Genomic DNA, 13,262 nt, shown 5'->3' on the forward strand with positions numbered 1-13,262 from the left:
GGCAAGTGGCCGCCACACCATTTCCCCTTCGGACGGCAGGAGGAAATACCGATGAGCAAGAAAGCCCGGGCGCAGGTGAGCCGGAGAGGATTCCTCGCGGGCACGGCAGCGGCGGCAGCCGCCGTCACCGTGCCCGCGATCGGCCAGGCGGCGGCGAGCCCCGCAGCGGCCGCGAACCGCCCGAACATTCTGCTGATCGTCACCGACGACCAGCCCAAACAGACCGAATGGGCACTTCAGAAGACCGTTGCCTGGCTCGCCGGCCAAGGTGTGAAGTTCCACCACGGCCACGTCACCACACCCCTGTGCGCACCCTCGCGCTCCTCGATCTTCTCCGGCCGCCACGCCCACAACCACGGGGTCCGCAACAACGCCGCTTCGGCCGCCCTGGACCAGAGCACCACCGTCCAGCGCCATCTGAAGCAGGCCGGATATCGCACAGGTCTTTTCGGCAAATACCTGAATTCCTGGAACATCGCCGACGCGCCCCCGCATTTCGAGGATTTCGCGCTGCTCCAGCCCGGATACGTCGACGCCAAGTGGAATGTGAACGGGTCGGTCCAGACGATCAACGGCTACACCACGAACGTCATCAAGAACCGGACGCTGGGCTTCTTGGACAAGGCGTCCACCGACACCCGCCCCTGGTTCGCCTACGTCACCCCCTACGCCTGTCTCTTACCCCCCTTCTACCCCTGACCAGCGGCACCGGGGACGGCGCAGGGGCCGCCGCCGGTGGGCCCGCCGCGCTCTTCGGGGCCGACGCCGTCGTCACCCGCACCTTCGACACCCCCGAGTTCCGGGGCATCACCTTCCACGAGGGCCGCGCCCGCTCGCGCCCCAACCGGGCCCCCGGCGCCCCGCGCCCGCCGGCGTGCTCTTCCTGGAGAACGGCGGCGGCAAGTCCGTCCTGCTCAAGCTGATCTTCTCGGTCATGCTGCCCGGCCACCGCAACACCCTCGGCGGCGCGAGCTCCGGAGTGCTGCGCAAGTTCCTGCTCGCCGACGACTGCGGCCACGTGGCCCTGGAGTGGCAGCACACCCAGACCGGCGAGTGCGTGGTCGTCGGCAAGGTCAGCGAGTGGCGCGGACGCCAGGTCTCCAACGACCCGCGCAAGTTCGCCGAGGCCTGGTACTCCTTCCGCCCCGGCCCGGGCCTCGGCCTGGACAACCTCCCGGTGGCCGAGGCCACTTCGGTGCGCCCGCCCGCCGAAGGCGTCTCGGGAGCCAGCGGCCGCCGCCGCACGATGAAGGGGTTCCGCGACGCCCTCACCGAGGCCGGCAAGGCGTATCCGCACCTCGAGGTGTACTTCGAGGAGATCCACGACCGCTGGAACGAACACCTCACCGAGCTCGGCCTCGACCCCGAACTCTTCCGCTACCAGCGCGAGATGAACGCCGACGAGGGCGAGGCCGCCGGCCTCTTCGCGGTGAAGAAGGACTCCGACTTCACCGACCTGCTGCTGCGCGCCGTCACCGACACCCGCGACACGGACGGTCTCGCCGACCTCGTCCACGGCTTCGGCAACAAGCTCGGCCGCCGTGCCGAGCTGATGGCCGAACGGGACTTCACCGCCGGCTCGGTCGACCTCCTCACCAAGATCGTCGAAGCCTCCGGGACCCGGTCCCGGCTGCGCGAGGTCCACGCCGGCGCCGAGCGCCGCACGCGCTCCCTGGCCCGGCGGCTGTCCGCCCGCGCCACCGAGGAGCGCGGCCGCGCCGCCGACCTCGCGCAGCGGGTCACCGGCGCCGCCCACGAGGTCACCGCCGCCGATTCCGCACGCTCGCGCAGCGCCGCCGTCTCAGCCGAACTCGCCTACCGGCACGCCTCGCTGGCCCTGACCGTCGCCGACAAGGCCGCCGCCGCGCAGCGCCGCGAGCTCCTCGAAGCCCGCACCCTGCACGCCGCCTGGCAGGCCGCCGAGAACGTCCTGCGCCACCGGGCCGCCGCCGACCGCTCCGCCCGGGTCGCCGCCGCGATCCTGGAGGCCGAGCGGGACGCCGCCCCGGCACTGGCCGCCCGGGCCACCGCCGCCACCGATCTCGTACGGGCCCTGCACACCGCCGCCGCGCAGGGCGAAGGGGCCGCCAACGAGGAGGAGGAGCGCTCCGCCGTCCTCCAGGAGACCGGCGAGGCCGCACACCGCGCCGCCACCGCCGCCGCCACGGCCGCCCAGCGGGCCCGCAGCGAGGCCGAGCACCTGCGGGCCCGCCTCGCCGAGGTCCAGCAGGAGACCGCCGAGGCCGTCCGGGCCGGCTGGCTCGACGACTCCGCCCCCGACGCGGACCCGGCCCGCGCGGCCCTGGCCGCCGCCGACGCCGAGAAGGTGGCCGTGGCCGCCTGGCACGAGTCCCGGGAGGCCGCCCGCACCGCCTCCGACGCCGCCCGCCAGGCCACCGCCGCCGAGTCCCGCGCCGAACTGACCGCAGCCCGCGCCGCGGACGCCGCCGACGCGGCCGAAGCCGCGCACGACGCCGAGGAACGCGCCGCCGCCTCCCTGGCCGCGTCGCCCCGCCTGGCCGCCCTGCTCGGCCTGCCCTCCGCCTCCCCGTGAGGTACGCCTTCTCCACGCTCGGCCTGCCCGGTACCGCGCTGGAGCGCAGCGCCGCCCTCGCCGCCGCCCACGGCTACGACGGCCTCGAACTGCGCGCCCACCCCGAAGAGCCCCTGCACCCCGGCAGTCCGCGGGCCGACCGCGCGGCCGGCCTGCGAACCCTGACCGCCGCCGGTGTTACCGCCCTCACCGTCGCGGGGTATGCCAAGGTGGCCGCCCCCGGCCCCGACGAGCCGGTGCTCGCCGAGATCCGTGCCCTGGTCAGGCTCGCCGCCGACCTCGAAGCCCCCTACGTACGGGTCTTCCCCGGCGGCGGCGAACAGTCCTGGCGGGACGCCGACGCCCACGCGGTCCGTCGGCTCCTGGCCGCCGCGCCCTTCGCCGAGCGGCACGGGGTGCGGATCCTGCTGGAGACCCACGACTCGCACCGCACCGGGACCGCCACGGCCCGGGTGCTCGACCGGGTCGCGCACCCGGGCGCGGGCGCGCTGTGGGACGTACTGCACACCTGGCTGGGGAGTGAGCCGCCGGCCGAGTCGAGCCGGGCCCTGGCCGCGCACCTGGGCTACACCCAGGTCAAGGACGTGCGGTCGGTGGACGAGCTGACCCCGCTCGGACTCGGCGGCGGAGTGCTGCCGCTCGGCGAGGCGGTGGCCCTGCTGCCGCCGGGCGGCTGGCTGTGCTGGGAGTACGAGAAACGCTGGTATCCCGGCGCCGCCGAACTGCCGGGGCAGCTCGCGCGGGGCCGGGAGCACCTGGAGGCGCTGGTCGCAGCGTCCCGTGGGGAGCGTCAGGCCGAGTAGCCGAGCCGGTCGCGGTCGACGGGGTGGCGGAAGCCGAGGCCGAGGGCGTAGCGCTCCACCTCGTCCACGGCCGTGGCCGCCAGCCGCTCCAGCTCCCCGCCCAGGGAGCCCGCCACGTGCGGGGTGAGCAGCACGTTCGGCAGGTTGTACAGCGGGGAGACGGCGGGCAGCACCTCCGGCTCGGTGTGGTCCAGGACGGCGTGCAGCCGCCCCGAGAGCAGCTCCTCGGTCAGCGCCCTGGTGTCGACGAGCGAGCCGCGCGCCGTGTTCACGAGGGTGGCCCCGTCCGGCATCAGGGCCAGCCGGGAGGCGTTCAGCAGGTGGCGGGTCTGCGGCAGCTCGGGAGCGTGGAGGCTCACGACGTCGCTGCGGCGCAGGAGTTCGTCGAGCGGGACGGGTTCCGAGCCCAGGGCGGTGAGCTCGGCCGGGTCGGCGTACGGATCGTGCACGAGCACCCGGAAGTCGAAGGGGCGCAGCAGTTCCAGGACCCGGCGCCCGATGAGAGAGGCGCCGACCAGGCCGACCGTGCGGCGGTAGTTGCCGATGGCCGGGTAGCGGCGCAGCAGGTCGATGGGGGCGCGGGTCCCGCGGTAGGCGTGTGCCGACTCCAGGACGCGCTTGTTGGAGAAGAGGATGGCGGCGAGCGTGTACTCCGCGACCGGCAGCGCGTTCGCGGCGGCGGCACTGGAGACCAGCACCCCGCGGTCCCAGCAGGCCTGGGTGACATGGTTCTTGACGCTGCCCGCCGCGTGCACCACGGCCCGCAGCCGCGGCATCAGGGCCAACGCCTCTTCGTCCAGCGGAGGGCACCCCCAGCCGGTCACCAGCACTTCGGCCGCGGCCAGCCGTCGGCGCACGGACTCCTCGACGAAGGCGAACCCGAAGTCGCTCACGAGCAGTTCGGGGTCCACGTCGGCCACTCGGATCAGCTCCGGCAGGATCCGGCCGCCGAGGACGGCGGCCCGGGCGCCGGGGCTCATGGCGAGGACGGTGGCGGGCCGGCGCGCGGGGGCGGGGGGACGGCCGAGGCGAAACCGTGCCAACTAATCAACGTTCCACCCTGAGCTGACCGTGCAGAACGTTTGTCTGCAATCGGTACTGTGCTCCTTAGAAAGGAGGTGATCCAGCCGCACCTTCCGGTACGGCTACCTTGTTACGACTTCGTCCCAATCGCCAGTCCCACCTTCGACAGCTCCCTCCCTTACGGGTTGGGCCACCGGCTTCGGGTGTTACCGACTTTCGTGACGTGACGGGCGGTGTGTACAAGGCCCGGGAACGTATTCACCGCAGCAATGCTGATCTGCGATTACTAGCAACTCCGACTTCATGGGGTCGAGTTGCAGACCCCAATCCGAACTGAGACCGGCTTTTTGAGATTCGCTCCACCTCACGGTATCGCAGCTCATTGTACCGGCCATTGTAGCACGTGTGCAGCCCAAGACATAAGGGGCATGATGACTTGACGTCGTCCCCACCTTCCTCCGAGTTGACCCCGGCGGTCTCCTGTGAGTCCCCATCACCCCGAAGGGCATGCTGGCAACACAGGACAAGGGTTGCGCTCGTTGCGGGACTTAACCCAACATCTCACGACACGAGCTGACGACAGCCATGCACCACCTGTATACCGACCACAAGGGGGGCACTATCTCTAGTGCTTTCCGGTATATGTCAAGCCTTGGTAAGGTTCTTCGCGTTGCGTCGAATTAAGCCACATGCTCCGCTGCTTGTGCGGGCCCCCGTCAATTCCTTTGAGTTTTAGCCTTGCGGCCGTACTCCCCAGGCGGGGAACTTAATGCGTTAGCTGCGGCACCGACGACGTGGAATGTCGCCAACACCTAGTTCCCAACGTTTACGGCGTGGACTACCAGGGTATCTAATCCTGTTCGCTCCCCACGCTTTCGCTCCTCAGCGTCAGTAATGGCCCAGAGATCCGCCTTCGCCACCGGTGTTCCTCCTGATATCTGCGCATTTCACCGCTACACCAGGAATTCCGATCTCCCCTACCACACTCTAGCTAGCCCGTATCGAATGCAGACCCGAGGTTAAGCCTCGGGCTTTCACATCCGACGTGACAAGCCGCCTACGAGCTCTTTACGCCCAATAATTCCGGACAACGCTTGCGCCCTACGTATTACCGCGGCTGCTGGCACGTAGTTAGCCGGCGCTTCTTCTGCAGGTACCGTCACTTTCGCTTCTTCCCTGCTGAAAGAGGTTTACAACCCGAAGGCCGTCATCCCTCACGCGGCGTCGCTGCATCAGGCTTTCGCCCATTGTGCAATATTCCCCACTGCTGCCTCCCGTAGGAGTCTGGGCCGTGTCTCAGTCCCAGTGTGGCCGGTCGCCCTCTCAGGCCGGCTACCCGTCGTCGCCTTGGTGGGCCATTACCCCACCAACAAGCTGATAGGCCGCGGGCTCATCCTTCACCGCCGGAGCTTTTAACCCCCGCCCATGCAGGCAGGAGTGTTATCCGGTATTAGACCCCGTTTCCAGGGCTTGTCCCAGAGTGAAGGGCAGATTGCCCACGTGTTACTCACCCGTTCGCCACTAATCCACCCCGAAGGGCTTCATCGTTCGACTTGCATGTGTTAAGCACGCCGCCAGCGTTCGTCCTGAGCCAGGATCAAACTCTCCATGAATGTTTACCCGTAATCGGGTGCACACGCACTTAGAGCGGGACAGTCATGTCGGAATAAGACCGACCGTCCACTGCATCCTCGCTGTGTAATTGCCTGCAAGCATCACGGCAGAACCGCGACCTCACAGGTCTTTTTCAAAGGAACCTCATCCACCGAAATGGACGGGGTATCAACTTTTTGGCGTTGATTTTTGGCACGCTGTTGAGTTCTCAAGGAACGGACGCTTCCTTTGTCTTCGCAGCCTCCACCCTCCGCACGTCAGACCCCTGCCGTCCCCGGAGACCCCGTCGTACGCTGACCTGATGCGAATTCCACGGCAGGCAGCGCGAATCGTCGTCCTCGACCCCGACGGATCGGTGTTTCTGTTCCGGGAGAACAACGTGGAGGTCGGCATCCACTGGCTGCCGCCGGGCGGTGGGATCGATCCCGGGGAGACGCCTGAGGAGTGCGTGCGGCGGGAGCTGCGGGAAGAGACCGGGTGGACGGACCTGGAGCCGCGGCGGCTGCTCTGCACCTGGGAGCACGACTTCACCCACCAGGGCATCCCCGTGCGCCAGCACGAGCACATCTACGTCACCGACGGTCCCCACCGCGACCCCGTCCCGGAGTCCCCCGACGCCCACTGGCGCTGGCTGTCGCCGCAAAGCCTCGCGACCCTCGGTGAACCGCTGTGGCCCCCGCGACTCGCCGAGCTGCTGGTCGAAGCCCCCGCCGATCCCGTGCACTTGGGGCTGCTGGCCTGATCACCGCCCCGCTCGGCGGCTCAGCGGGGCATCGCCCCGGCGAGCTCGCGGGCCGCGGCGCGCAGCCCGGCCGCGCGCAGGGCCTCGTAAGATCCGGTGACGGTGGAGGGGGCGGCCGGGGCGATCCGGTACTCGTCGTTCACCAGCGGGCCGTTGCCCGTTGCCCGAGGGCAGGGCCGGCTCGGCTTCGAGGACGGTCAGTTGGGCGTGAAGAGCCGGGCAGCGCCGTTCTTGGGGTTCCGGACCGTCTCGTCGCCGTCGCCGTCGGCGTGGCAGTCGGCGTGGCAGTCGGCGTACCGGCTCAGCGGGCGTCGCCGCCCACCGTGCCTCCCGCGCCCGTGGCGTCCGCCGCACCCGCCGCGCCCGTCGCCCGCGCGTACAGCGCGGCCGCGTAGTCGGCCAGGATCGTGCTCGTCGAGACGTCGTCCGTGTCCCCGCCCGTCAGGATGCCGATGATCTTGCCGTCGCCGGCGATCCACGCACTGCCGCTCGTGCCGCCCGGGAAGTCCGCGCAGTCGAAGCGCTGTTCCGTGGCGGTGATGCGGACCGCGCGCGACGTGCAGGTGCGCGCGACCTTGCGGTCCGCCGGGTAGCCGGTGACCGTGACCTCCTCGCCCGTGCGGCCCGTGGTGTCCAGGACGGCGGCGCCGGTGACGTCCTCGATGTTGCGGCCGGAGGCGTCGGGGGCGAGGCGGGCGAAGGCGAGGTCGTAGTCGTCGTCCGTGTCGTCGGCCCAGTGGGGGTCTTCGAAGACCTCGGCGATCTTCCAGGTGCCGTACGGGGCGCGCCCGTCCGCGTACGCGGGTGCGAAGATCGCCCCGCCTTCGCCGGCCCGGCCCGCGAGCAGGCAGTGGCCCGCGGTGACGATCAGATTCCGCCCGGGGCTGTGCACGACGGTGGCCGTACAGAAGTGAGCCCCGGTCACATCGCCCTCGAACAGCGCCCCGGCGAAAGTCGCCGGCCCGCCCGCCGCGGGGAGCGGAGCCGACGGCGTGGGGCTCGGGCTGGTCGACAGCTGAGGTTGCTTCGGTGGTTGCGATTGCGACGGGCGGGTAGTGGAGGACGTCGTCGGGGGTGCCGCCTTCGCGTGCGCGGGGGCCTTGCCCTCATCGACCGGCACCACCTTCGTCATCGCAGCGGACGCACCCAGCGCCGCCATCGCGCACAACACCGCGGTCACCACGGTCCGCTTGTCCACCACAGACACTCCTCCCCCACTTTGCTGTGGCGAAGCATGCCTTGCCCGCGGCGGCCGCCGCAAGGGGCATCCCGGCCGACCCCGCCCCCTACTCCCTGTCCCTTATACACCTCTGACGCTGCCGACGACGCCCGCGCCCCCGTGATCGATCCGCAATCGATTCCCTCCTCGTCCGAGACCCACCGGCCCCGCACGGCGATACGCTCACACCTCATGCCCGGACTCCCGACAGCACCCGACATGTCCACCCAGCCCCGCCCGGTCTACGTGATCGGAGCCGGTCCCGGCGGCCTCGCCGTCGCCGCCGCGCTGCGCGCCCGCGGGGTCCGTGCGGTGGTCGTGGAGAAGTCCGAGTCCGTCGGCGCCTCTTGGCGGCGCCACTACGACCGGCTCCACCTGCACACCACGCGGCGCCTCTCCGCCCTCCCGGGCCTGGCCATGCCGCGCCGCTTCGGACGCTGGGTCGCGCGCGAGAACGTCGTGCGCTACCTGGAGAAGTACGCCGAGTTCCACGAGCTGGAGATCGTCACCGGCGTCGAGGTGACCCGCATCGAGCGCGCCTCCGCCGGATCCGACACGGCCGGAGCCGACACCGCCGGCGACGACGGCGCGAGCGGCGACGGCGACGGCGACAGCAACCCCGGTAAGGCGGGCACCAACTCCGGCACCGGCTGGATCCTGCACGCCACCGGCGGCCGCGTCATGGCCGCCCGGGCCGTCGTGGTCGCCACCGGGTACAACCACACCCCCGTCATCCCCGACTGGCCGGGCCTGGACGAGTACGAGGGCTCGCTGGCGCACGCCGCCGACTACCGCAACCCCGCCCCCTACGCCGGCCGCGACGTACTCGTCGTCGGCGTCGGCAACACCGGCGCCGAGATAGCCGTCGATCTGGCCGACGGCGGCGCCGCCCGGGTCCGCCTCGCCGTGCGCACCGCCCCACACATCCTGCGCCGCTCCACCGCCGGCTGGCCGGCCCAGCGCACCGGGATCCTGGTGCGCAGGCTCCCCGTGGGGCTCGTCGACCGCCTCGGCGCCATCGTCGGCAAGGCCTCGGTCCCGGACCTGTCGGCGTACGGGCTCCCGCGCCCCACCACCGGCCTGTACAGCAGGGTCAAGCAGGGTTCGATCCCGGTCCAGGACGTCGGCCTGATCGACGCGATCCGCGCCGGCCGCGTCGAACCGGTCGCCGCGGTCGCCTCCCTCGACGGCGCCGAAGTGGTCCTCGCGGACGGTTCGCGGATCTCCCCGGACACGGTGATCGCCGCCACCGGCTACCGCCGCGCCCTGGAAGGCCTGGTGGGTGAGCTCGGCGTACTGGACGACCGGGGCCGCCCCCACGTCCACGGATCCCACACCCCGCCCGACGCGCCAGGCCTCTATTTCACCGGCTTCACCAATCCCATCAGCGGCAACCTCCGCGAACTGGCCCTGGACGCCGAGAAGATCGCCAAGACCCTCTCGCGGGCCCTGCGCGCGTAGGGATCGGCCGCCGCTGTCAGTGGCGTGGTGCAGCATCGAGACGTCGGGTCTTCGAGGCACACCGGGGGTCATCATGTCGATCACGATCACGAACCAGCAGGTGGCGGAGCGCGCCTTCCTCCAGCAGTTGTACGCGGACGAGTACTACCCCGATCACGTCCTCGACAAGGGCTGCGCGATCCTGCGCGCACTGTGCGCCCGGATCGAGGCGGAGCGGCCGGCCGACCTGGCGGCGCTGTACGTGCTGACCGGGGCGGCGACGGAGGAGTTCAACCTGCTGGAGGCGGAGTTCGAGGCGGCGGGGAGCGAGATCGAGACCGTGGCGCGCGAGGAGATAGCCGAGGACTTCTGGTTCGTGGCCTCGGCATACGGCTTCGCGGACGCGGACGCGGAAGAGCTGATCTCCACCCGGGAGTGGCTGTCCCTTATACACATCCGAAGCTGCCGACGCACCACGGGCGGGCTCGGCACGCACAACCCCCTCCCCCCCCCCCGGGCACAGCCCCGTCCCCCTGCTGCTGGTCGTCCTGCTGTCCCCGGTGCTCACCGCCCTGCACCGCAGCCGCTGCTGGTCGCTGCTGGGAATCGACATCCCGCGTGTGGCCCGCGAACACCCTGGGCTCAGCGTCCGCGGCCTCATCGAGCGGCTGCGCTCCGAGGCGACCTGGCGGCAGTACGGCTACCACTTCCTGGTCAGCCCGCTCGCCGCCCTCGGCGGGAGCCTGCTGGTCCTCACCTGGGTCGCCGGCGTCGTCTGCGCCACCGTCTACGGGTGGTCCTGGGCCCTGCCCGCCTCCTCCACTCCCGGCTGGACCCGCGAGTACGACGTGCTCACCACGACCGGCGGCCTGCTCCTGCTCGCCGCCCCCTGGTTCGCCGCCCTCCTGGGCCGGCTCGACACCGGCGCCGCCCTCGCCCTCCTGGGCCCCAACCGGGCCCGCGAACTCGAGCGCCGCGTCGAGGACCTCGCCGAGAGCCGCGCCGGGGTACTGGACGCCGCCGACCTCGAGCGCCGCCGCATCGAGCGGGACCTGCACGACGGAGCCCAACAGCGCCTGGTCGCCCTCGCGATGAACCTCGGCATAGCCCGCGCCACCCTCCCCGGCCTGCCCGCCGAGGCCAAGGCCGTCATCGACGAGGCCCACCGCCAGGCGAAGGAGGCCATCGAGGAGCTCAACAGCCTCGTCCGGGGCCTGCACCCGGCCGTCCTGGAGGACCGCGGGCTCGACGCCGCGCTCTCCGGGATCGCGGCCCGCGCGCCCCTGCCCGTCGAACTGTCCGTGGACCTCGCCGTCCGGCCCGGACCCACCGTGGAGGCCGTCGCCTACTTCGTCGTCTCCGAGGCCCTGGCCAACGTCGCCAAACACGCCCGCGCCGAGCGCTGTTCGGTCCGCGTGGCCCGGACGGCCGGCGGAGTGCTCCGGCTCACCGTCACCGACGACGGAGTGGGCGGCGCCGACCCGGCGGGGGGCACCGGACTGACCGGACTGCGCAAGCGCGTAGGGTCGGTCGACGGAAGCATCGTGATCGACAGCCCCGTCGGGGGGCCGACGATCCTGACCGTGGAGCTGCCGTGCGTGCCGTGATCGCCGAGGACTCCGTCCTGCTGCGCATCGGACTGGTCAAAGTCCTCGAGATGGCCGGCTTCGAGGTGGCCGCCGAGACCGCGGACGCCGAGGGCCTGCTCGCCGCCGTCGAGGAACACCGGCCCGAACTCGCCCTCGTCGACGTCAGGATGCCGCCCGGCTTCACCGACGAAGGCGTCCGCGCGGCCCTCATGATCCGGCAGCAGAACCCCGACACCGCCGTCCTGCTCCTCTCCCAGTACGTGGAGGAGCGCTACGCCGCCGATCTGCTGGCCACCCAGACCAGCGCCGGCATCGGCTACCTCCTCAAACAACGCGTCGCCGACGTGGAGGAGTTCATCGACGCCCTGCGCAGGGTCGCCGCGGGCGGCACCGCGCTCGACCCGCAGGTCGTCGCCCAGCTCCTGCTGCGCCGGGGCGGCGGCCCGGACCCGCTCGAGCGCCTCACCCCGCGCGAACGCGACGTGCTCGCCCTCATGGCCGAGGGCCGCTCCAACGCCGGCATCGCCACCGAACTCGTCGTGAGCGAGAGCGCCGTGGCCAAGCACATCAACAACATCTTCGCCAAGCTCGACCTGCCCGTCGCCGACGGCGACCACCGCCGCGTCCTCGCCGTCCTGCGCTTCCTGGACGGCACCCCGTGACCCCGGCCGCCGCGCCCCGGGCCGCCACTTTCGTGGGCTCGGAGATGAGTAGTAGAGACAGCCTGCCGAGCGGCGGGGGGTGTGCGCGGGCAGGGCGAACCCACCTTCTGCGGATCATCGGCCGGTCGTGCCCCCCGGTTCTCGGAGCACCGCACCGCACCGCACCGCACCGCACCGCACCGCACCGCACCGCACCGCACCGCGGACCGGGTACGGCCGGCGGTCGGGGACCTCCGGCGGAGCCTGCTCGGGGCGCGGCCGGAGCGGCACCTGCCGGAGTAAGGGTCGGCGGCGAGTTACCCCGCGGGCGCGCGGGGCGGGGCGGAAGGTTCCGCAAAGCCTCCCGCGCACGGGCGGCCTGCACCGATAATCGGCAGCGACCGCACCACCGAAGGAGAGGCCGCACATGGGCACTCAGCAGGAGAAGGACGAGCTGTACGCGCTCGACATCAGCGGTGTCGAGTGGGAGGGCCCGCCCGGGACCAGTCCGGACGAGGAGCGGGTCGAGATCGCCCGGCTGCCCGAGGGGGCGGTGGCGATGCGGTCCTCGCTGGACCGGGACACCGTGCTGCGCTACACCGCGGCCGAGTGGGAGGCGTTCGTACTCGGAGCCAGGGACGGGGAGTTCGACCTCGACCGGGGCCCGCGCTAGTGCTGTGACCGGAAAGGTCCACCGGGTCGCGGCGCCCGGCGCCGTGCATCGCAAGGCGGAAGAGCGCCCGCGGAGAGGAGCGCCCGCGTACTGGTCGTACTCGGGTGCTCCGACAACGCGGCGAGGCGCGGTGCCGGGCGCCGCGGGCTTTACCGGCCTTCGCGCGGTGCGTGCACGGGGAAGGGGCGCGCCCGCGCGGGGCGCGCCCCTCTCCCTTCCCCTCCCCTACCCCGTGCCTCGGGAGGCGCCCTGCGGGCTCGGCGGGCGCCGGTGAACGGGCGAGGCCTGCCCGCCCCGGCGATGGACTTCGGCCTGACGACGGGCCCGACCGTGCGGCACGAGACGGCACTCACCGGCCGCGTCCGGGTCACCGGACACGGCGGGGAGCAGGTGCGGGGCTACGGCTTCGCTGCCGCTCGGGGACTACGCGGTGTCATCGGCGTGGACGCGCCGGGCCGGGCCGTCCTTGGCGGCGGCTTGTGGTCGGGCCCGGCGCTGACGCCGCGGGCGTCAGTGCGCAGCGCTGCACGATGTGGGCCGGGTGCCGCCGCAGGGCGCCCCGGCGGGCAGGCCGGTGCCGGTGGTCCGCGACCGCGGAACGCGGCCCGCCGTGCGGGGTGCTGACGCCGCTGCCGCACCTGCCGCACGGAGCGGAGCGGACGGCTGGTGCGGCTGCCCGTGGCGGCGGCGCTGTCGGTGCCGCTGTCGGTGCCGGGCTACGGGTGACCCCGTGGCGCACGGATCGGGGACGGCAGTTCGTGCCGACCCGGGCGACGGTCACGGAGACGGAGACGGGCGGGCCCAAGCAGGCGCCGCGGATCCGCTGAGACCCTGCTGGGGGCGCCGGGGTGAGGGGGATTCAGCCGCACGGGGGACGCCGCGAACGGGCGGGCCGGCGAAGGACGCACGGCACGGCTGCCGCGCGGGGCACCGCACCGCGCCCCGCGCGCCAGCCGTGCCGTGC

12 protein-coding genes, 1 rRNA gene and 1 pseudogene are annotated in these 13,262 nt (G+C 71.9%); 9 read left to right on the plus strand and 5 right to left on the minus strand.

Annotated elements, in window-relative coordinates; all coding sequences use genetic code 11:
* Positions 1 to 51 precede the first annotated feature (51 nt).
* The 4 genes and pseudogenes from DRB96_RS41775 (at position 52) to DRB96_RS41790 (ending at position 3,357) form a co-directional block, all read left to right on the plus strand.
* Positions 52 to 699: a sulfatase-like hydrolase/transferase gene (locus DRB96_RS41775; protein ID WP_239517846.1), complete on the plus strand. Its 648-nt coding sequence runs from the start codon at positions 52 to 54 to the stop codon at positions 697 to 699.
* A pseudogene (locus DRB96_RS45675) lies at positions 696 to 872 on the plus strand (radical SAM protein); the annotation flags it as partial. The gene DRB96_RS41775 and the pseudogene DRB96_RS45675, both read left to right, overlap by 4 nt.
* A 2-nt stretch (positions 873 to 874) precedes the next feature.
* Positions 875 to 2,554 carry a hypothetical protein gene (locus DRB96_RS41785; protein WP_239517847.1) on the plus strand — a complete coding sequence of 560 codons (1,680 nt, stop codon included), beginning with the start codon at positions 875 to 877 and terminating at the stop codon, positions 2,552 to 2,554.
* Positions 2,551 to 3,357, plus strand: a complete 807-nt coding sequence (locus DRB96_RS41790; RefSeq protein ID WP_112453018.1) for a sugar phosphate isomerase/epimerase family protein — start codon at positions 2,551 to 2,553, stop codon at positions 3,355 to 3,357. Before DRB96_RS41785 ends, DRB96_RS41790 begins: the two co-directional genes overlap by 4 nt.
* Here DRB96_RS41790 and DRB96_RS41795 read toward each other — a convergent pair.
* Together DRB96_RS41795 and DRB96_RS41800 are read right to left on the minus strand one after the other, a co-directional pair.
* On the minus strand, positions 3,345 to 4,337 hold the full coding sequence (locus tag DRB96_RS41795) for a hydroxyacid dehydrogenase (RefSeq protein ID WP_112454459.1): 993 nt from the start codon (positions 4,335 to 4,337) through the stop codon (positions 3,345 to 3,347). The genes DRB96_RS41790 and DRB96_RS41795 overlap by 13 nt on opposite strands.
* Before the next feature lie 131 nt (positions 4,338 to 4,468).
* A 16S ribosomal RNA gene (locus tag DRB96_RS41800) occupies positions 4,469 to 5,993 on the minus strand.
* A gap of 302 nt (positions 5,994 to 6,295) precedes the next feature.
* On the opposite strand from DRB96_RS41800, the gene DRB96_RS41805 reads away from it, so the two are divergent.
* Positions 6,296 to 6,736 (plus strand): NUDIX domain-containing protein, encoded by a 441-nt coding sequence (locus DRB96_RS41805; protein ID WP_112453019.1) that lies wholly within the window; start codon positions 6,296 to 6,298, stop codon positions 6,734 to 6,736.
* 20 nt (positions 6,737 to 6,756) lie between these two features.
* Here the strand turns inward: DRB96_RS41805 and DRB96_RS46165 are convergent, their stop codons facing one another.
* The gene (locus tag DRB96_RS46165; protein WP_275432061.1) at positions 6,757 to 6,879 is read right to left on the minus strand and encodes a hypothetical protein; all 123 of its coding nucleotides are present in this window, start codon (positions 6,877 to 6,879) and stop codon (positions 6,757 to 6,759) included.
* Between the two features lie 158 nt (positions 6,880 to 7,037).
* Positions 7,038 to 7,934 (minus strand): trypsin-like serine protease, encoded by an 897-nt coding sequence (locus tag DRB96_RS41810; RefSeq protein ID WP_239516690.1) that lies wholly within the window; start codon positions 7,932 to 7,934, stop codon positions 7,038 to 7,040.
* Positions 7,935 to 8,174: 240 nt separating this feature from the next.
* On the opposite strand from DRB96_RS41810, the gene DRB96_RS41815 reads away from it, so the two are divergent.
* A complete protein-coding gene (locus DRB96_RS41815; protein ID WP_239516689.1) occupies positions 8,175 to 9,416 on the plus strand; it encodes an NAD(P)/FAD-dependent oxidoreductase in 1,242 nt (413 codons plus the stop codon).
* A gap of 153 nt (positions 9,417 to 9,569) precedes the next feature.
* On the opposite strand, the gene DRB96_RS43575 is transcribed toward DRB96_RS41815, so the two are convergent.
* Positions 9,570 to 9,869, minus strand: coding sequence for a hypothetical protein (locus DRB96_RS43575; RefSeq protein WP_162689168.1), 300 nt, complete (start codon positions 9,867 to 9,869; stop codon positions 9,570 to 9,572).
* A 65-nt stretch (positions 9,870 to 9,934) separates the two neighbouring features.
* Here DRB96_RS43575 and DRB96_RS41820 point away from each other — a divergent pair, with 65 nt between their 5' ends.
* The 3 genes from DRB96_RS41820 (at position 9,935) to DRB96_RS41835 (ending at position 12,298) form a co-directional block, all read left to right on the plus strand.
* Complete coding sequence (locus DRB96_RS41820; RefSeq protein WP_343234716.1) at positions 9,935 to 11,002, plus strand: sensor histidine kinase; 1,068 nt, start codon at positions 9,935 to 9,937, stop codon at positions 11,000 to 11,002.
* Positions 10,990 to 11,646 (plus strand): response regulator transcription factor, encoded by a 657-nt coding sequence (locus DRB96_RS41825; RefSeq protein ID WP_204357959.1) that lies wholly within the window; start codon positions 10,990 to 10,992, stop codon positions 11,644 to 11,646. The genes DRB96_RS41820 and DRB96_RS41825 overlap by 13 nt, the downstream gene beginning before the upstream one ends.
* Positions 11,647 to 12,052: 406 nt before the next feature.
* Complete coding sequence (locus tag DRB96_RS41835) at positions 12,053 to 12,298, plus strand: DUF397 domain-containing protein (protein WP_030303613.1); 246 nt, start codon at positions 12,053 to 12,055, stop codon at positions 12,296 to 12,298.
* Positions 12,299 to 13,262 lie beyond the last annotated feature (964 nt).

This window comes from Streptomyces sp. ICC1 (assembly GCF_003287935.1).
In the GTDB taxonomy this organism is placed as follows: Bacteria; Actinomycetota; Actinomycetes; order Streptomycetales; family Streptomycetaceae; genus Streptomyces; species Streptomyces tritrimontium.